Annotated in this window: 15 protein-coding genes and 1 pseudogene; 1 reads left to right on the top strand and 15 read right to left on the bottom strand. The window is 35.2% G+C overall.

All coding sequences use genetic code 11. The annotated features are described in order from the left end of the window. Positions 1-133: 133 nt before the first annotated feature. From BM183_RS12260 to BM183_RS12190, 14 genes are all read right to left on the bottom strand, one after another. Positions 134-1,297, bottom strand: coding sequence for an IS110 family RNA-guided transposase (locus BM183_RS12260; RefSeq protein WP_091687166.1), 1,164 nt, complete (start codon positions 1,295-1,297; stop codon positions 134-136). A 1,095-nt stretch (positions 1,298-2,392) separates the two neighbouring features. Beyond that, positions 2,393-3,235 carry a serine hydrolase gene (locus BM183_RS12250; protein WP_091687164.1) on the bottom strand — a complete coding sequence of 281 codons (843 nt, stop codon included), beginning with the start codon at positions 3,233-3,235 and terminating at the stop codon, positions 2,393-2,395. Between the two features lie 101 nt (positions 3,236-3,336). Continuing rightward, positions 3,337-4,332 carry a dipeptidase gene (locus BM183_RS12245; protein ID WP_091687163.1) on the bottom strand — a complete coding sequence of 332 codons (996 nt, stop codon included), beginning with the start codon at positions 4,330-4,332 and terminating at the stop codon, positions 3,337-3,339. A 164-nt stretch (positions 4,333-4,496) separates the two neighbouring features. After that, the gene (locus BM183_RS12240; protein WP_091687162.1) at positions 4,497-4,778 is read right to left on the bottom strand and encodes a hypothetical protein; all 282 of its coding nucleotides are present in this window, start codon (positions 4,776-4,778) and stop codon (positions 4,497-4,499) included. Positions 4,779-4,835: 57 nt separating this feature from the next. Then, positions 4,836-5,654 carry an NlpC/P60 family protein gene (locus tag BM183_RS12235; protein ID WP_091687161.1) on the bottom strand — a complete coding sequence of 273 codons (819 nt, stop codon included), beginning with the start codon at positions 5,652-5,654 and terminating at the stop codon, positions 4,836-4,838. An 8-nt stretch (positions 5,655-5,662) separates the two neighbouring features. Next, on the bottom strand, positions 5,663-6,466 hold the full coding sequence (locus BM183_RS12230; RefSeq protein ID WP_091687160.1) for a serine hydrolase: 804 nt from the start codon (positions 6,464-6,466) through the stop codon (positions 5,663-5,665). A gap of 228 nt (positions 6,467-6,694) precedes the next feature. Further along, entirely contained in the window at positions 6,695-7,636 is a 942-nt protein-coding gene (locus BM183_RS12225; protein ID WP_091687159.1) for an ATP-binding cassette domain-containing protein, read from the bottom strand. Further along, positions 7,627-8,673 carry an ABC transporter ATP-binding protein gene (locus tag BM183_RS12220; RefSeq protein ID WP_091687158.1) on the bottom strand — a complete coding sequence of 349 codons (1,047 nt, stop codon included), beginning with the start codon at positions 8,671-8,673 and terminating at the stop codon, positions 7,627-7,629. Before BM183_RS12220 ends, BM183_RS12225 begins: the two co-directional genes overlap by 10 nt. A 15-nt stretch (positions 8,674-8,688) precedes the next feature. After that, positions 8,689-9,843: an ABC transporter permease gene (locus tag BM183_RS12215; RefSeq protein WP_091687157.1), complete on the bottom strand. Its 1,155-nt coding sequence runs from the start codon at positions 9,841-9,843 to the stop codon at positions 8,689-8,691. Then, the gene (locus BM183_RS12210) at positions 9,843-10,784 is read right to left on the bottom strand and encodes an ABC transporter permease (RefSeq protein ID WP_091687156.1); all 942 of its coding nucleotides are present in this window, start codon (positions 10,782-10,784) and stop codon (positions 9,843-9,845) included. Before BM183_RS12210 ends, BM183_RS12215 begins: the two co-directional genes overlap by 1 nt. 222 nt (positions 10,785-11,006) lie before the next feature. Continuing rightward, positions 11,007-12,899 (bottom strand): peptide ABC transporter substrate-binding protein, encoded by a 1,893-nt coding sequence (locus tag BM183_RS12205; RefSeq protein ID WP_091687155.1) that lies wholly within the window; start codon positions 12,897-12,899, stop codon positions 11,007-11,009. A gap of 360 nt (positions 12,900-13,259) precedes the next feature. Beyond that, the gene (locus BM183_RS12200; protein ID WP_091687154.1) at positions 13,260-14,348 is read right to left on the bottom strand and encodes a dipeptide epimerase; all 1,089 of its coding nucleotides are present in this window, start codon (positions 14,346-14,348) and stop codon (positions 13,260-13,262) included. Positions 14,349-14,474: 126 nt separating this feature from the next. Further along, positions 14,475-15,236, bottom strand: a complete 762-nt coding sequence (locus BM183_RS12195; protein WP_091687153.1) for a serine hydrolase — start codon at positions 15,234-15,236, stop codon at positions 14,475-14,477. Positions 15,237-15,620: 384 nt separating this feature from the next. Then, a complete protein-coding gene (locus tag BM183_RS12190; protein WP_091687152.1) occupies positions 15,621-15,983 on the bottom strand; it encodes a zinc ribbon domain-containing protein in 363 nt (120 codons plus the stop codon). Between the two features lie 418 nt (positions 15,984-16,401). Here BM183_RS12190 and BM183_RS12185 point away from each other — a divergent pair, with 418 nt between their 5' ends. Continuing rightward, on the top strand, positions 16,402-16,968 hold the full coding sequence (locus BM183_RS12185; protein ID WP_091687151.1) for a hydrolase: 567 nt from the start codon (positions 16,402-16,404) through the stop codon (positions 16,966-16,968). Positions 16,969-17,435: 467 nt separating this feature from the next. On the opposite strand, the pseudogene BM183_RS12180 reads toward BM183_RS12185, so the two are convergent. Next, positions 17,436-18,470, bottom strand: a pseudogene (locus BM183_RS12180) (M23 family metallopeptidase); the annotation flags it as partial. Positions 18,471-18,541 lie beyond the last annotated feature (71 nt).

Below are 18,541 nucleotides of genomic sequence, written 5' to 3'. Positions count from 1 at the left end.
TAAAGGAGACCAACTATGAATAGTCAATAGTTAATTAAAAAATATTCCATTTATTTTGTGGACTAAAAAAGTGTATAGCAACCAAAGCATCTAAAAAGGTGCTTTGAATAAAAACTGAATATAGTAGGCTGGACTAAGCTAAATTAAATGCAACATTATCAGTCATCATTTTATGTATGACACGAACAAGTTTATGTGCAACATGACCTAGGGCATTGTAATGACCACGTCCCTGAGAAACTTTTAAGTCATAGTACTCTTTGAAAGTTTTGTTAATTAAGGTAGTTTGCCATGCAGCATTTATTAGAGCATAGCGAAGAAGTTTGGAGCCACGTTTTGACATACGAGTTCTTGATGCGGTAAAGTTACCGGATTGATATATAGAAGGATCAAGACCCGCATAAGCCAAAAGTTGGCATGGTTTTTCAAATCGTTGAATATCACCAATTTCACCGATAATCATAGCGCCATTGAGGTTCCCAATACCAGGGATTGTTTTGATAACAGAATCCATATGATTCATAATCTCATTAATGGCATTTTCGACTTCTTCAAGTTGGTTGGTAAATAATTCGATTTGATTTATGGATTGCAAAATCTGCAAAGATAAGGTATCATTTTTTATACCGACAGATTGCGATGCAAGCTCTTTTAAATGTACAGCAGTAGACTGTTTAAAGTGTCCGTGTGAGGACTTTGATAGAAGGTTTGTTAACCTTGTGAGATGCATTTTTGCAATCTTGTCGGGATTTGAACATTCTTTAAGAAGAGCATAGCAGGCTTTTCCGTGAATACCAGATTTAAAGAAATACTGGAGTTCTGGGAATAGTTGATCCACATAAGTTACAAGTTGAATTTTAACCTTTGTCCTCGCCTTCATAAGTTTCTGGCGGAAGCGGCAAAGGTTTTTTAATTTTAAAGATTCCAAGTCGCGTTGAGTAAAAAGACGGTACTTATTCATAATTAAAGCTTTGATTATTAAGTAAGTATCCACACGGTCATTTTTCGTTTTACGAATGTTTGTTTTTCTAAGAGTAGCAGTTTGAATTGGATTAATAATACAGATATGAAAACCTCTTTGGAAAAGAAAATACGTAAGATTTTCCGCATAGTGAGCAGTGGATTCCATACCGATAAGAAGGTTTTCTGTATCAAAGGAAGAAATGTTATTAAGCAACTTTTGAAAACCAGAGTGGTCATTCGTAAAACCAAAAGGCTGCAAAAGTATTTCACCATCAGAATTCATAACTGATGCGACATGGTTTTGCTTGGCAATATCAATGCCAACATAGATCATGAAAATCAACTCCTTTGTAAGTTAATCACTGTGGTAATTCCACCTAGTTTTATCATCATAAACTTGCGTGACATGAAAGCTCAGAGGCTTATCCAACTATAAATGATTCAGATAAAACTGTGGCAATACACTCCTTTAAATAGTCTAAGCTATAGGATAAAATAAAAAGTCCACAGTGTTAAAGTTGATTATATCAAAGTTGAAAAAGAAAGGAGAGTATTGATGTATTTGATACTAAATACATCATACAAGGAAAATATGTATAAAATATTTTATTATGCGTTAATAAGTATAATTATTTTCATTATACTTGAATTTGTTTCTATAAACCTTGGTAACCTATTGGGTGCGGGTCCTTATAATATCGGTATTGTTGTATGTGCAATTAACATTTTAACTACTGCTATTATAATTTGTACTTTAATTTTAGTAACATATATTAATAAATACATTAAAAAATAAAAGATTTTCAATATCAATGGGTTTTCTTTAAGATAAACCTACATAATTGGTAAGCCGACAAATTTACAGCGTTTTTGTTGTTCCGAGCTTTATTCTGTTCTATTAATAAGGCTACTGGTAGAATTAAGGGCCAGTAGTCTTTATTTTAAATATTTTCGATTTTGGTTTATCTTACTATTTAATATTGTTCTTTTTGAATTATATGGTATAATAATAATATATTTTATTTTATTTTTTATATTAGCTTCCTGGATTACAGATTGATAGGAAGCATGTGTATTAATACGGGTAATTTAAGTAGTTCTAACCGTTATGTGGTTGGGACCTTTTTTTACTTAAAGCCCTAAATTTTCAATAAAGCTAAAAGGCCGAGAAATTGAAGAGCACTACCTATTTTTAGATAAGCACCTATTTGAACTAGCTGCTTTGCTATCTAATCAACTGTATAAAATACATTTTTACATAATGTCAATATTTTTCCAATATTTGTGGTATTAGCATTTCTAAGTAAAGTTAACATTAAACATGAAACCATACCTGTAAACCTTATGAGATTCAGAGATGGCTTAGGAAAAAGTTAAAAGGTGAAATTCAAAGAATCTCACCTCAGTAATAAATAAAAGCAATAATATTTTATTTTATCCTGCCCTTTAAAGCTAAGTACTGGTCAAAGATTAACCTGCTGACTTTTGAACCAAAAACCGTAGCCTGATGTTCCGGATAATAGATTGGATCCGTAAAATTCTTATTGAATAGTACAATCACGTACTTTCCATAAGGTGTAGATACGATTCCTCCATCATTTCTACAAGCATCCATACTTCCGCTTTTGGAAGCCACGTAGATTAATTCATCTTCTCCTGTATCTTCACTATCTAAGAAATATTGAGGGAAACTTTTCGTTAACATAGAGTTATAATGTTGTTTCTTAAAGATCTCCAACATCTGTCTAGAAGCTTCTGGACTGATTAATTCTTCTTTGCAAATCATTTCAAATATCTTACCATAATCTCTTGGTGTTGTAGTACCAAGTTTATCATATATATCAAAATTAATTTTGTTATGAAGCTTAGTATGTGTAAATCCATAAGACTGCATAAATGCATTAATAGTATCAATTCCTAAGTAATCAATCATCATATTAGTTCCAATATTATCGCTTACTATAATCATTAAAGTTGCAACATTTTTAACCGTTAATTCCACTCCATAATCAAGACTTCTTAGTATTCCACTGCCTTCTATTTCATTCTCTTGTGTATATATTAACTTATCACTAAGATTCTTATTTCCTTTTTCCACTTCATCAAATAAGGTTCCTAATATATATGTTTTTACCGTACTAGCAGTTTCAAATTCTTTATCAATATTAATCTCTACCTTATTTCCTTGAAAATCATTAACATATATGCCCATAGTTCCATTATAACTGGCTAATTCCGCTTTTATTCTCTCTTCTAATGTAATTTCCCTCATACTGTGTCCTTCCAATTTTTTCACATATATTATTATTTTTCCAGTTACCTAAATGCTACGAATCTGCTATAATATAAATTCCGCGTAAAATATGAATCAATTTACTTTAATACTTCTTTATATAATCGAAGCACATTCTTATAAAAAATGCTTTCGATTTCATGGTTGCTTAACCCTGCTTTTTTCAAAGCATCCGCTAATAGTGGCATATAGGAGGCATCCGGTAATTCATGATGAGTAGGTATTCCATCAAAGTCTGATCCAAGACCAACACACTCATATCCACCGATTTGGCGAAAATGAAGAATGTTATCCACAATTGCTGAAATTGTACCCACAGCCTTGCTTTCATCTTCTACATCGTCTAAAAAGCTATTACAGTAATTCATTCCTGCTACACAGCCCCGCTCTCCCAGTTTACGAATCATGTCATCGGTTAGATTTCTTACATGGTTACACTTTGCTCTGGCATTGGAATGGCTTGCTACAAATGGTTTTGTTGTATTCTCCAGCACCTGATAGAATCCTCTATCGGATAGATGGGATACATCTATAATCATACCCAGTCGTTCCATTTCATGAACAAATTCAATTCCAAAATCAGTTAAGCCCTGTGTGGTATTGGGAGCTTTAAAATTAGGTACTTCCCCTTTTATGTATTCAAAATTAGGATAACCTATACCGTTTTCATAGTTCCAAGTTAGCGTAAGCATTCTAACACCAAGTCGATAGAAGTTTCTTAAGTTCGCTAAATTACCTTGGGTTACTCCACCTTCTTCTATCGTTAGCATTGCTGATAATTTACCTGCAGCTTCGTTCTTAATAATATCATCATAGTTAAGTGCGATTGCTATCTTGTCTTTATTTATTTCTAATTGATTATAGAATAAATCGATTAATTCCAGACAATGCTCCAATGGACTCTCATACTTTTTTATATCAACAAACATGGCAAAGTTCTGAAGTAGGTAATCCCCTTTTTTCATTTTCTCCAAATCTAAATGAAACTGATTTTTTAAAAGACCACATTCTTTGCCTTCTTTATTTGCATAAAATATCTCTGCTATAGTATCGCAGTGCATATCTGCAACTTTCATAAATTATATTTAGTAGTAGTGTATATAAGTATTAAAAAAATAATACTGTTACGCATTTTAAATCGTCTACTACATTCCCCTTTCTTTTTTATTTATAAGTAAAACTTTCAAATAAATAACTATCAGTTCGGTAATGATTTTACTCATGATCTTACAGATAATATTTATTTCGATTTATTATCTTCAATTTCTTTTAATAATGTGGCTATATCCCTACAAATTTTATGAACGCAAAAGTCGACCAAAAATAAAACAATTCCTACTAGCAGGAAAAATATACACCATATAGAATACGTAGAATTTCCAACTGCATAAGGTCTGGTTAAAATTTCCCAACCGCCTATAAAGAAGAAGATTGCTGAAATGACAAGTGAAATCAAACCCGTAGTAATTAACATTTTATTTAAATGTCCCCATTCACCAAAAAAGTAATATCCTATTTTCATAAGTTATCCTCCAAAATCACTCTTATATTAACCACTCCCATTTATATTGGGTTCTCATTAGAATATACTACCCACTGCATATATCGATTTTGCTAAGTCATCTCTATAATCTTCATCATAAGGATTCAGGCTGTTAATTACTACCCCATCACTGCCATTTTTGCCGGTGGAATGAACATATTTATCATTACCTATATACATGGCAACGTGGCCCGGGAAGAATAATAGGTCTCCCGGTTTCATATCCTCATAGGCAATTTCATGAACAGGGAAGCCTTCCATAATTTTTGCGTCACGATATATGATTACTCCGTTTAGCATATAAGCTACTGAACACAGACCGGAACAGTCAATTCCCAGTGGACTCTTACCACCCCATCGATACTGTGTTCCTAAATAAGAGAGAGCCGTATTTACCACCTGATACCGTATCCATTCTTCTTCACTTGGATCCCAGGTAGTAATGTATTCCCCTAAAAACTTCTCTTTAATATATCCTTCTCTTCCATCACAAAGTCCTACTTTTACCCAACCGTTTTCATCTGCTCCTGCAATTACAGAAAGGAGAGCACCACGTGTGAGACTGATCATATGATGGCCTTGATATTTAGGCATGGAAAGTACATCTGCATAAGACTGAATTACAATCATTTTATAGGCTTTATCCCATGAATAAATCCTTTCTTCCTCTAATAACAGGTCTGATGCCTGTACAAAACCTACATAGTTATAACGAGTCCTAATTTCATACCAGCAGGTTGACGGCTGAGATAGGACTTCCACCTTATATCCATAAAAATCTTCATCTTGAAGTTCACTGTTTTTGGTTGTTTCTTTCATAAGAGAAAGAATGGTACAATTCACTAATGCATTCATATTCGAATTTACCTTTCATTGTTTGTTTTATAATATTCATAAATTCCTTTGGATATTCTGCCGATCCATTTGCTTGCATACTCATTACTTGGGGCATTCCATACAAATGCTCCAAAGTAATATTGAATATTGGGAAGATAGAATATTCCCGCATCATGATCTAAATTATCTAAACTGCCTGTCTTATGGGCAACTGTAATATCATCATATATGTAACGGAGAGATAGTTGTTTATGACGCTGTCTTTTTAAGATGCCAAGGGCTGTATTACATAAGTCTGGAGTAAGTATGGTTCTATTATATAATTCTTCGTACAGAATTGCCATATCTCCAGCAGAAGTATAATTATTCCGTCCCTCTTGTACTGCCTGAAAATCCAGCATTCTCCGTTCTAACTTTGTTGATTTTAAGGAATGCTTTTTACAAAAGGTATTTATGGTCTCCATAGAAAGTAAATCTATCAAACAATTGGTGGCTGTATTATCGCTTTCTATAATCATCCACACCAAAAGTTCTTCCAGCGTATATTTTCCTCCACCGTATTCAAATACTTCTGTATCCTCTAATATACCGGCATCTTTTAACTCTATGAGAGAATCCAGTTCTAGTTTCCCTTTCTGTACCTGTTCCAATGCTGTAAGCATAATAGGCACTTTAATAATACTGGCAGAAACCACTTCCTTTGTATCTTCATGAGAATATAAAATATCCTGGGTTTTAAAATCTTTTACCAATAAGGATATTTCTGCACCATCTTTTGTTACAGAAACTATCTCATTCTTAATTACTTGCTGCAAATCTTTTCTATCCATACCAATCCCCCCAAGACATAATTAGGTATTTGCTAAAATGCCTAAACTCCTGCTTATTGTGTTTACATTTACGTCAAAGTTTAAAGCCAAAATAGTTAGAGAGATGGCCATAACATAATTCCGAAACCAATACTTTGATGCAAAATTATGATTTGTCCATCTCTCTTTTCTATATTTTATTAATTCCTATATTACAATAAACGCTTTATTATAACAAACCTCAACCTATTATTGTAGACTCTTCTTATACTGCTCCAACTCCGGATCATTTCCAAGAACAAAATGATTTTCTTCAATTTCTACCCACTTTGGTTTTTGTACAGAATAATCATGGATAGAAGGATCATATACAGTAAGCAGCTTTTTCTTTTCTGCAATTGGATCCGGCATAGGAACTGCAGATAATAAGGCTTTTGTATAAGGGTGTAACGGGTTTGTAAATATTTTCTCTGTCTCTCCCATTTCCACAAATACCCCTTTATGAATAACTGCTATCCTATCTGCAATAAACCGCATTACGGATAAATCGTGGGCAATAAATAAATAAGTTAAGTTTCTCTTCTTTTGTAATTCGGATAATAGATTTAAAACCTGAGCCCTGATGGAAACATCAAGTGCAGAAATAGGTTCGTCTGCAATAATAAATTCCGGTTCCATAATCAGTGCTCTTGCAATACCAATACGCTGTCTTTGTCCTCCTGAGAATTCGTGAGGAAAACGGCTGGAGAATTCCGGAAGAAGACCTACATCCAGTAAGGTTTTATCAACCAATTCTTTTCTTTTGGATTCCGATATCTTTACTTTTCTATTTAATAGACCTTCAGATACAATATAATCTACTTTGGCACGTTCATTAAGAGATGCCATTGGATCCTGGAAAATCATTTGTATCTTAGCGGTTATTTCCCTATCCAGTTCTTTTGGTATTTTTCCATTGATTTTCTGTCCATGAAAAAAAATATCACCGCTCATAGTTGGATTAATTCGTATAATAGCGCGACCAATGGTAGTTTTACCAGAACCTGACTCTCCCACTAATCCAAAGGTTTCTCCTTTATAAATATCAAAACTTACGTTATTTACCACAACATGTTTATGTCTGTGTTCACCAAAACTAACTTTTAAGTTTTTTACTTCCAATAATTTTTCTTTGGATTTATCTACTGCCATATTGCCTTACCTCCTATCTTACGAAGTTCTTTTATATGTTCCGGAGGTTCTACTTTAGGAGCTCTTGGATCCATTAACCAGGAACGTACTTTGTGTGTAGGAGTTACTTCAAAAAGAGGCGGTCTTTCTATAAAATCGATTTTTAACGCCTTAGGATTTCTAGGTGCAAAAGCATCGCCGTGAATCTGGTTGAAAAGATTAGGCGGGGTTCCTTTTATGGAGTACAAGTCCTCACCCTTTTTCCCTAACTGAGGCAGGGAGGATAATAACGCCCAGGTATAAGGGTGTTTTGGATCATAAAATACTTCTTCACAAGTTCCGTATTCTACTATATCCCCTGCATACATAACTGCAATTCGGTCAGCTACATTAGCTACCACACCTAAGTCATGGGTAATGTATATGGTAGTTAGATCATATTTTTTCTTTAAATTCTTTAACAAGTCTAATATTTGCGCCTGAATGGTAACATCAAGGGCAGTGGTAGGCTCATCACAAATTAATGTTTTTGGTTTACAGGCAACTGCTATAGCAATTACAACCCTTTGACGCATGCCGCCGGAAAATTCATGAGGATATTGCTTATATCTTCTCTCCGGTTCGGTAATACCAACATCCTGCAAGATTTCCAGAACTGCTGCTTTTAGTGCATCTCCCTTTAAACCCTGATGCATTTCAATAGCCTCACTAATTTGGGCACCGATTGTTTTCAGGGGATTTAAGCTGGTCATTGGATCCTGCAATACCATGGCTATTTCTTTGCCCCGAATGGTAAGCCATTCATTTTCTTTCTTGAAAGCAGCAAGATTTCTATCTCCATATAAGATTTCACCGGAATCAATCCATCCGTTTTTATCCAGCAGCCCCATAAAGGTCTTTGTAAAAACAGATTTTCCTGAGCCGGATTCACCTACAATTGCAAGGCTTTCCCCTTTATATATATCTAAAGAAATATCTCTGATTGCATGTAATACTTTACCTCGGAGGTTAAACTTTACGTTTAAATGTTTTACTGATAATGCAATTTCTTTTTCCATTCAGATAACCTCCTTCTACACGTGATTCTTAGGATCTGCTGCATCTGCAAATGCATTTCCGATAATATAAAATGATATGGTTACAACAGATACCACAATGGTTGGGAAGATTAACTGATAACGTAATCCCGGATTCATTAACAAATCACGCCCTGTGGTAATTAAATTACCAAGACTTGGAATCTCAATCGGTAAGCCCAAACCGATATAAGTAACAAACACTTCACTGCCGATAGCCTCCGGTATTGCCATAGCCATACGCAGCATAATAACGGATACTAAATAAGGCAGTAAATTCTTGAATATAATTCTTGTAGTTGGACTGCCCAAACATCTGGAAGCAAGATTATAATCTCTGTCACGGATGATAATAATCTGGTTACGTATAAATCTGGACATACCTATCCATCTGGTTAAACTCATACCGATAACCAAACTGGCAATGCTTGGCCTCATTATATAAGAAAAAAGCACCAGAACCAGCGTAGACGGAATATTATCCAGTACATTATATAATTCTGTAAAGAAGAAATCTAATTTACGAACATATCCCCATAATACGCCTACAATAATTCCAACCACTGCTTCAATTGCAGCCACGCATACTCCAATAAGTAAAGAGGTACGGGTTCCTGACCACACTCTACTCCATAGGTCCTGTCCAATCGAATTGGTACCAAACAAATGCTCCCTGTTAGGTTTTACATTACGAAGAAGGTTACCCTTCACATCGTTATTAATTTGATTGGGATCAAATTGTCCCGGTAAATAGGGTTGTATAATGGTAAATAACAAGATAGAGAAAATAACCACCATTAAAGTTACTGCCATCTTATTCTTTAAAAATGCTCTCAGTGTGCTGCCCCAATAAGAATAATTGGAATAACCGATTTTTTCTCCACTGGCCTCATCATATCCTGCAAATTCAAACAGTTCTTTCTCAGAAATATTATCATTCTGAAAACTGTTTCCATCCTGTGAACTGTTTCCGCCCCGTGAACCATTTCCGCCCTGAGAGCCATTTCTGCTATGTGAGCCATTTCTGCTATGTGAACCGTTTCTTTCCGGTGAACCATTTCCCTTGCTGCCATCCTGTAGGTCATTCTTTGCCCGAAGAACTTCACTGACACTTTCCTCTAACCTGATCCTGCTGCTTCCAAACTTAGCCATTAACGAGCACCTCCTTTTTTATTAAGACTAATACGAGGGTCAATTAATGTCATAAGCAGATCTCCTAACATCAATCCAAGGATACCCACACATGCAAATACAATTACAATTGCTTGTACCATAGTGTTATCCTGACGTTTCACAACGTCTACTAATAAACCACCCATTCCTGGTATACTGTAAAGAGATTCTACATAAATAGATCCCACAATAGAATTCAAGAAAGAAGTAGGTAAATATTGTATCATAGGAACAAATGCGTTACGAAAGACATGTTTCATCATAATCTTTTTCTCAGGAACGCCTTTTGCTTTAGCTAGTTTTACATAATCTTTATTACTTTCATCTACCATATATCTGCGGAGCCACATAGCATAATATGCTGTGTTACCAATAGCCATGGAGATAATTGGCATTATCCAGGTGGAGTAATCGTCTTTACTGAATAACATGGAGAAACCAAACCACTCATTACCGAATATCTGGATAAATAAAAAGTAAACTGCTGCAGGCACTGCCTGAACAAATACAATAAATGCAGTACCAAATTTATCCCAGAACTTACCCTTGGAACGGGCCATAAGAGAACCTAGGGGAAGACCTAAAGTTAAGGAAAGAGCTAGTGCAATACCACCTAGTTTTAAGGAAATAGGAATTTTTCCTGCTAAAATTTTAGAAATAGGTACATTGGCACGATAGATTCTGGATGTTCCTAAATTACCATGTAAAAGTTGAATAAAAAAATCTTTTAACTGAATAAGTACAGGCTTATCCAGCCCCATATTATGTATACCAGCCTGAATCTGCTCATTTGTAAGCTTTTCAAAGTTTTGAAAATATCCTTCAATTGGCATCATACGAAGTAGTATAAACACAACGGATATAATGATAATCAGTGTTAATATTGATCTTGCAAACCTCTTTATCAGATATTTTATCATCCTACTGCTCCTTTATAAATTGAGTCAATATATATACCAGCTTCATATAACACTCTGCAAAACAATGGTATTGAGAATTGTTTACTATTAAAATATCAATGCCATTGCTTAACAGAGCCTTATAATACTAAAATAGGTTATCCAATGGCGGAGTTCACCACCATTTGGGACAACCTATTTTATTTCTTTTCATTTCCTGTTTGAAATGATCTGTCAACCTGCCTATTTTGCCAGTGCTTCACGATCTTTATTCCATTGATCCTGAGAAGCTTGGAATTCTTCCATAGTTACCGGTTTATCCAATAGATGTTGTCCTTTATGACGTAATACGGATACACCAAATGGAGCATATTGTCCTTCATATATATCCTTCTTAGTTACTTGATAGTAAGATCCGCTAAGTGCATATGGAACTACTAAGGCATGTTCAATCAAGTAGGCTTCTGCTTTAGCAAATCCATCATAACGTGCTTCTAAATCAATAGTAATTGCTTTAGCTGCATCTACTAATGCATAATATTCAGCTACCGTATCTGCTACACCTTCTCCTGCTGCCATAGCCTTATCCATAAAGTTATAGGAATTATCAGCCGTAAATGGTTCTGTAAAAGTCTGAGGATCTGCATAGTCAGCACCCCAGTTAGTTTTCATAAATGCATATTTACCGGAACGGCGGATTTCGGATAAGAAGTTGGTGGAAGGGCCGGCTTCTACAATAATATCAATATAATCTTTACCAAGTAAATTTTCTAACTGCTGTTCAATAACTACACATTCACTTCCCCAATCTGTATCACCTGAGGTACCCGGGTTATAGGGCATAAGTATTTTAACCGGGAAGGTAGCACCTGCTGCCGTAAGTTCGGATATTGCCGCCTCTTTATAAGAAAGAGCTGCTGTTTCATCAAAGCTGTTACCATTATTAATTGCTTCTAAATTACCATAGCTGGTGTAATCTTTACCCTCATTTGTAACAAATGTCTCCGGTGTAATAGTATTGTTTAATAAAACCTCCGGTGTTTCCGGTTCAGTTACACTAAGAGCTCTAACTCTATCCAGACCTGCTTTCAGAGATTGACGGAAATTTTCATTATTAACAGCAATTCTCCAGTTGTCAGGTTCATATGCTTTATCAAACTGCGGGTTAAAGTTAAAACTATAAAAATAAGAATAGTCTACTTCAACACGGCTCTTACTTATTAATTTAGATCTTTCCGGATCCGCTAACCAGTCATCTACAATATTGGATTCAATGGTAGCATAATCAATCTCACCGGTTTGAACCATTTGGGGAGCTAAAGTATTTGCTTCTGCATTATACCGTTCAACAATCTTATCAATATAGACATGCTCAGCATCCCAGTTATTCTGATTCTTTACATAGATTTTGGTTTCCTGGGGAGCAAATTCACTTAAGATATATGCACCGTTGTAATACATTTTAGTGTTGTCGGAACCAAATTCAGCACCTAATTCTTCTAATAAAGGACCATATGCAGGCATAAAACATACATAGGTTAAGGAGGATAAGAAATAAGGAACCGGTTGTGCAAGGGTATATTCTAAAGTATACTTATCTAATGCTTTTACACCAACCTCAGAAAAATCAATATCTAAACCATTTCCTTCTACTTCTTCTGTTTGTGGATTATCTTCTACCTGACTATTAAAGTATTCTTCTGCATTTTTAATTACACCAAATAAAAGCTGAGCGGTACCGCTTTCATATTCCGGAGTTAATACAAATTTCATTGCACTGACAAAATCCTCAGCAGTAACATCGGCTACTTCTTTTCCTTCATAATCATACCATTTTTGACCTTCACGAATCTTAAAAGTATATGTAAGGCCATCGGGACTCATATCCCAGGATTCTGCTAAAGAAGGTTTAATTTGACCTAAGTTATCGTATTCCACTAAGGTATCAATTACATTGGCACCTACATCAAATTCATTCTCAGAAACGGTTACCAGATAATTCATAGTCGTAACTTCTCCTGCGTATAGTTTACGGTAAACTACTTCATCGGATGCCCCTTTTTTCTTACCGCATGCTGCAAATGCCGTTGTAACTAATGTCAGGCATAATAGTAATGAGATCATTTTTTTCTTCATAAAACTCCTCCTTTTTTGTTGTAATTATAAATGCAAAGATTTATCCGCATTTTTTTCTTCTAACAATAATAATATTTTATATACAAGAATATTTTCTGATCTAATTGCCTCTTATTTGAATTAACGCGTCAAAGTCTAAGGCTGCAAAAACTTATGTATACTTAATCTTATTTCAAAATAAATAGGGCATGCCCATTTTAATATTTTATTCGCAAAGAACTGTTATGTAACAGGTTTATTACATCAAGTAGAGTCCAACAAATAAAATTTTAGACTAAATTAATATGTTAAGTATACATTATCTTATTCTTTGATTCAATAGTAAATGAAAGATTGTATACATGAATTTCAAAGGACTTTTTAGTCAATTACCAGGAAAGGAACAGACTCAATTCCTATCCCAGGTTCATTCACCATTCGGATCATATTCTCATCATAAATTGGTCCCCCTACAAAAGGATCTGCTTTACATAATGAAGGTCCATCCAGATCCGCTCTTGTTATGACACTCTTAGCTGCTGCCAGATGTGCGGCTGCACTGACGGATAATTTGCTTTCCAACATGCATCCTATCATGCATTCTACCCCATAAATTTCTGCAATACTGCATATCTTTAATGCATTATAAATACCGCCGGTTTTCATTAGCTTAATATTAATTAAATCTGCAGCACCTTCTCGAATAATGCTAATTGCATCTTCCGGTGAAAACACACTTTCATCTGCTAATATGGGGGTATTTACATGACCGGTAACAAACTTCATTCCTTTTAAGTCATGGGCAGGTACTGGCTGCTCTACCAGTTCAATGTTAAGCCCTCTGTCCTCCATGGCAGTTATGATCTGGACCGATTGTTTCGCATTCCACCCTTGATTGGCATCTACCCTTATATTAATATCCGGCCCAACAGCTTCCCGAATGGCTGCAATGCGTTCAACATCCTTAAGTCCTTCTTTTCCAACTTTTATCTTGAGAATCTTATAGCCTTTACCCACAGCATCCAGGCTGTCAGCAACCATTTCCGGAATTGGATTTACACTGATGGTTAAATCTGTTTCCAGTTCTGTTTTATTTCCCCCAAGTACCTTATATAAAGGTGTCTGGTATTTTTTAGCATATAAATCATATATAGCCATATCTACAGCGGCTTTTGCAGAGGTGTTCTTCACCATGCAGCTATGTAATTTATGAAAGATTCCATCCAAATTATCAATATCCATACCAACTAATGCAGGTTTTATAAAATCTCTGATTGCTGTGATAATGGAACCTTTTGTTTCTCCTGTAATAACTGCGGTAGGAGGGGCTTCTCCATACCCTGAGAACTCCGTATCGGTAGTAACTTTTATTACTACATCTTCTACATATTCCACAGTTCTTAGTGCTGTCTTAAATGGTCTGGCAAGGGGTATGTTTATGACACCCAGCTCAATATCCTTAATTATCATAGCCTTCTCCTTTTCTTACATCCCTTAATAATGATTGTAGTGATAAAGCTTTATATTAAGCAATGTGGTTATATTTTGCAGGTAAGCCATATGGGTTCTGCCTGTTCCAAATGAAAAACTCTACTATTACTCCTGTTCTTTAAATAATGCATAAGATATATCCTGCATCAAACGTTCATATGCAGGAACATCTACTTCATTTCCGCAAAAACATATGATAAATGGTTCTTTCCCATAAACAATACCAACATCATGGGTAATACCATCATCCTCACCTGTTTTATGAGCGATGTCTGCTTTGCCATGAATAAAGAACGGTATCTTCCCATTTAATCTTTGGTTCTTTAAGATACGAAGCATTTCCACAGATGCTTCCTTAGAAACTAATTCCCCATGGTACATTTTTTCCAGCAGTCCTGCAATGTCGCCGGCAGAAATATAATTTTCAATTCCCAATGCTGCTTTTTCTGAATCAAATAAATAGCGGTTTAATTTAATCTGCCTGCATCCAAGTTTTTGCATGGTATTATTGATTTGATCCATTCCCAAATGCTCTATAAGGAGATTGGTAGCCGTATTATCACTTAATATAATCATTAGTGTATATAAATCTTCTAAAGTAACCTGTAAACCATCGTGCATGTAGGTCAAGGCACCACAAGATGGTAATTTATCTTGCTTTTTAATTGTAAATAGATCTGTTTTATGTAGGGAGCCTGTTTCCAATCTTGTAAATGCTTCTATTAGAATTGGTATTTTAATAACACTGGCTGCCTGAAAGGGCATATCCTCCTGAAAGGTAATCTGCTCACCAGTTACCAGATTCTTATAATAAAAACCTGCTTTTCCCGTAATTTTCTGTAATTCCTTCAATAAATTATCATTCACCCAATACACGCCTCTTTCATTATATAAATTTTCTGTATTAAAAAATAGGGAGTAATCCCTCGACTACTCCCTTGTTTACTTTCAAATCATTATAATGAACCCTGTTTTTAATGTCAATAGCTTTTATAATTATTCAAAATATTTCATATTTACCCCATTATATATCACATTAATCTTGCCAATGTAATACTCTGCTAGCTGATAATAACTATTTTTCAGGTGATACCTTGTTCGCTGATGTTACCTGTTTTCCAGTGATATTCTGCTTGCTAATGATGCTTGTTTGTCGGTGAAACAATCCCCTTTCAGAGGTGATATTCAGAATTGGTGTTGTGATACTTTGTTTTACAGATTTAATACAATCACGGAATGTATTCTATACTTCTATAGCGGTTTGCCACATTTAGGGCAATATTCAAACTCTTCACTGGTGCTGAATCCACAATTGGTACATTGTTTGAATCGATGTCCAAAAGGAAAATGCAAATCCTTGGGATCTATTTCTAATGTTTGTCCTTTTTCAATCCTTTTCCCTAATTCATTTGGAATATCACAAGCTCCGTCACAACATGAGGTTTTTACCAGATACCGCTTCCCCCATTTAAATAAGGGTATAAAAAAGAGGCTGAAATACATATATGTCATATAAACTTCCAGTCTTCCAAAATGTCCGCAATTGGGACATATCATGGTCTGATTAAAATCCAATCTTTTTTTACCGCTGCTGATTCCAAAAATAAAGAACATCGAAAGTCCTCCTTATTGTGTAAGTAATGTATACCTATATCTAATATAAATTTATGTACGTTATAAAGCTTGCAAACCTTTCACTCCGTTTGTATTATATCATGAACATAAAACACGTTCATGATCTTGGCACTACGCTCATGATTTCCAAGCAAGCTTGCAAATCCTTCACTCCGTTTGTATTATATCATGAACATAAAGCACGTTCATGATCTTGGCACTACGCTCAAGATTTCCAAGCAAGCTTGCAAATCTTTCACTCCGTTTGTATTATATCATATTTCGCTACTTTTAGTAATATTTTTTGTATTTGACCGGATTTATTCCTTATGATACAATACCTTTTAATTTGAAGCAATGAATCAAAAATATACACAAGTTTGCCCATATTAATCGGGCAGCCGGATAGGAGGAAGTTATGAGTTATATACCAACCGTGGAAGAAGCATATGAAATTCTAAAAAAATATAACAAAGATGAATTCCATTTAAAGCATGGAAAAATTGTCTCCGGTGTTATGGGTTATTTTGCAGAAGAATATGATCCGGAACATGTGGACTATTGGAAAGTGGTGGGCATGTTACACGATTTGGATTTTGAGATGTACCCGGAACAGCACTGTATAAAAGGACAGGAATTAATGAAAGAATTGGATTTAGATGAAGGCATTATTCGTAGCACTGCAAGTCATGGATATGGAATTACAGTGGATATAAAACCGGAATTATATATGGAAAAAGTACTTTATGCCATAGATGAATTAACCGGATTAATTGGTGCAGTGGCTATCATGCGACCTTCCAAAAGTGTCTCTGATCTGGAAGTAAAATCCGTAATGAAGAAATTTAAAACTGCCAGTTTTGCTGCCGGATGTTCCAGAGAAGTCATTCAAAAAGGTGCAGACATGTTAGAAATGGAATTAACAGAATTAATTGATAAAACCATTCATGCCATGAGAAGCTTAATACCGGAAATGGAGATTTAGTGTATTGCCTTGACTTCGAGAGTATGGGATACTGATTCTTATTCCCTACTCTCGAATATCTGAATACCTTTACCGGCAATGCTCACATTTTACTTCTGTTCCACAGGATCGTATCCCACAACAGTCCAAATTCCTGTCTTATCCTGCCTTATGAGACGTTTCATATATACCCTTCTAACGGGAGTTGTGCTTCCATTAATCTTTGCAATTGTATTCTCATCTGAATTATACAAAATCTCCACATCTTCGTAGGGGATTGGATATTCTCCCTTAATGCCTTCCGGCGAAATGATCTGGCTGACAAAAACTTGTGCTACGTAAGCCGGATCCAACATCCAGGGTGAATGTCCCTGGTCTACACTTTCTTGTTCATTTTTTACGATTTTCATATCTACAGGAACATCAATTTGTGGTTTCATTGGAAAATCTTTACTTATGTTTCTGGAGTTTTCCTCCATATATACATCGACCACAGGATCTTTTATATCATAGACTCGATGCCATTCCTTAGTCTCCATGTCTTTAGTTGTTTCCGAACGGTTGCGGTATAGAAAACGTATCAAATCATAGCAATCAATCCAAATCTCATTGACTCCTTCTTTTTGTGATTCGTCAAATATAAGCTGTAGTCCGAAATGTAAGTGGGAAGTATCTATATTATTAGTATTTTCTGTTGCGCTGTATCCGGTTCTTCCTAAATATCCAATTACATCACCTGCTTTTACAATGCTGCCTTCTTCCAGGGATTTGTTGTAGGGAAAATTCTTTCTTAAGTGGGCATAGTAATAATAACGTTTCTTATCAAAACTTCTGATTCCGATTCTCCAGCCTCCATATTGATTCCATCCCATGGCTTCTACATAGCCGGATTCTACTGCAACAATTGGTGTTCCCACCTGCCCCATCATGTCATGTCCCAAATGAACTCTTTTATAACCATAACTTCTGGAAGCTCCAAAATCATCATAATCACTATAAGGGAAATTCTTTGCAATAGGTAAAAAAGCTTTCAACCCATATTTCTTAACCCATACTTTTTCTTCCGGATTGGTTTCGCTTGGTACCTGAATTTCATACTCACCCACAAATCCCCCTAAAATTGTGGTATAAGCTTCCAGATAATAACTATAATATTTCATATCTTTTGTTATACTTTCCATGGTTTCTTTTTTTGACCTTAGCCTTTCCACCAAATCGGCCATATGTTTTTCCTTATACTTTGAAAAGTCCCCTCCATATCTTGCTCCCAAGAAGGCAAGGAGTTCAATCCAATTCAGCTTCACTTCTTCTGATTGAGACTCCACGTCATAATTATAGGCTTTATCCATAGCTGTATGACTAACATCAAAATCCACCCATTTTATGTAATCTTTCTCAGCGGTAGGCAAGAAAGCATCAATAGAATTTTCCTTTACATTCTGATAAATAAGAAAGGAAGCTAAAATAATAAGTATCACCAACTCACCAATAATCCCGTGTTTTATATTGATTTTTTTAATCATGAGCACCTCTCAGATACACTATAGTATTATATTATGTACTACTTTCATCTGCTATTACTCCGACTTATATT

It is taken from the genome of Anaerocolumna aminovalerica (assembly GCF_900115365.1).
GTDB classification, from domain to species: Bacteria; Bacillota; Clostridia; order Lachnospirales; family Lachnospiraceae; genus Anaerocolumna; species Anaerocolumna aminovalerica.
The sequence above is the reverse complement of the archived record's forward strand: the minus strand, read 5'-3'. Positions and strand labels throughout refer to the sequence as shown.

What these genes read in the sequence shown, in the direction of transcription:
- BM183_RS12260 (WP_091687166.1), bottom strand. Translation starts at nt 1,297, where the DNA reads ATGATCTATGTTGGCATTGATATTGCCAAGCAAAACCATGTCGCATCA.
- BM183_RS12250 (WP_091687164.1), bottom strand. Translation starts at nt 3,235, where the DNA reads ATGAGGGAAATTACATTAGAAGAGAGAATAAAAGCGGAATTAGCCAGT.
- BM183_RS12245 (WP_091687163.1), bottom strand. Translation starts at nt 4,332, where the DNA reads ATGAAAGTTGCAGATATGCACTGCGATACTATAGCAGAGATATTTTAT.
- BM183_RS12240 (WP_091687162.1), bottom strand. Translation starts at nt 4,778, where the DNA reads ATGAAAATAGGATATTACTTTTTTGGTGAATGGGGACATTTAAATAAA.
- BM183_RS12235 (WP_091687161.1), bottom strand. Translation starts at nt 5,654, where the DNA reads ATGAATGCATTAGTGAATTGTACCATTCTTTCTCTTATGAAAGAAACA.
- BM183_RS12230 (WP_091687160.1), bottom strand. Translation starts at nt 6,466, where the DNA reads ATGGATAGAAAAGATTTGCAGCAAGTAATTAAGAATGAGATAGTTTCT.
- BM183_RS12225 (WP_091687159.1), bottom strand. Translation starts at nt 7,636, where the DNA reads ATGGCAGTAGATAAATCCAAAGAAAAATTATTGGAAGTAAAAAACTTA.
- BM183_RS12220 (WP_091687158.1), bottom strand. Translation starts at nt 8,673, where the DNA reads ATGGAAAAAGAAATTGCATTATCAGTAAAACATTTAAACGTAAAGTTT.
- BM183_RS12215 (WP_091687157.1), bottom strand. Translation starts at nt 9,843, where the DNA reads ATGGCTAAGTTTGGAAGCAGCAGGATCAGGTTAGAGGAAAGTGTCAGT.
- BM183_RS12210 (WP_091687156.1), bottom strand. Translation starts at nt 10,784, where the DNA reads ATGATAAAATATCTGATAAAGAGGTTTGCAAGATCAATATTAACACTG.
- BM183_RS12205 (WP_091687155.1), bottom strand. Translation starts at nt 12,899, where the DNA reads ATGAAGAAAAAAATGATCTCATTACTATTATGCCTGACATTAGTTACA.
- BM183_RS12200 (WP_091687154.1), bottom strand. Translation starts at nt 14,348, where the DNA reads ATGATAATTAAGGATATTGAGCTGGGTGTCATAAACATACCCCTTGCC.
- BM183_RS12190 (WP_091687152.1), bottom strand. Translation starts at nt 15,983, where the DNA reads ATGTTCTTTATTTTTGGAATCAGCAGCGGTAAAAAAAGATTGGATTTT.
- BM183_RS12185 (WP_091687151.1), top strand. Translation starts at nt 16,402, where the DNA reads ATGAGTTATATACCAACCGTGGAAGAAGCATATGAAATTCTAAAAAAA.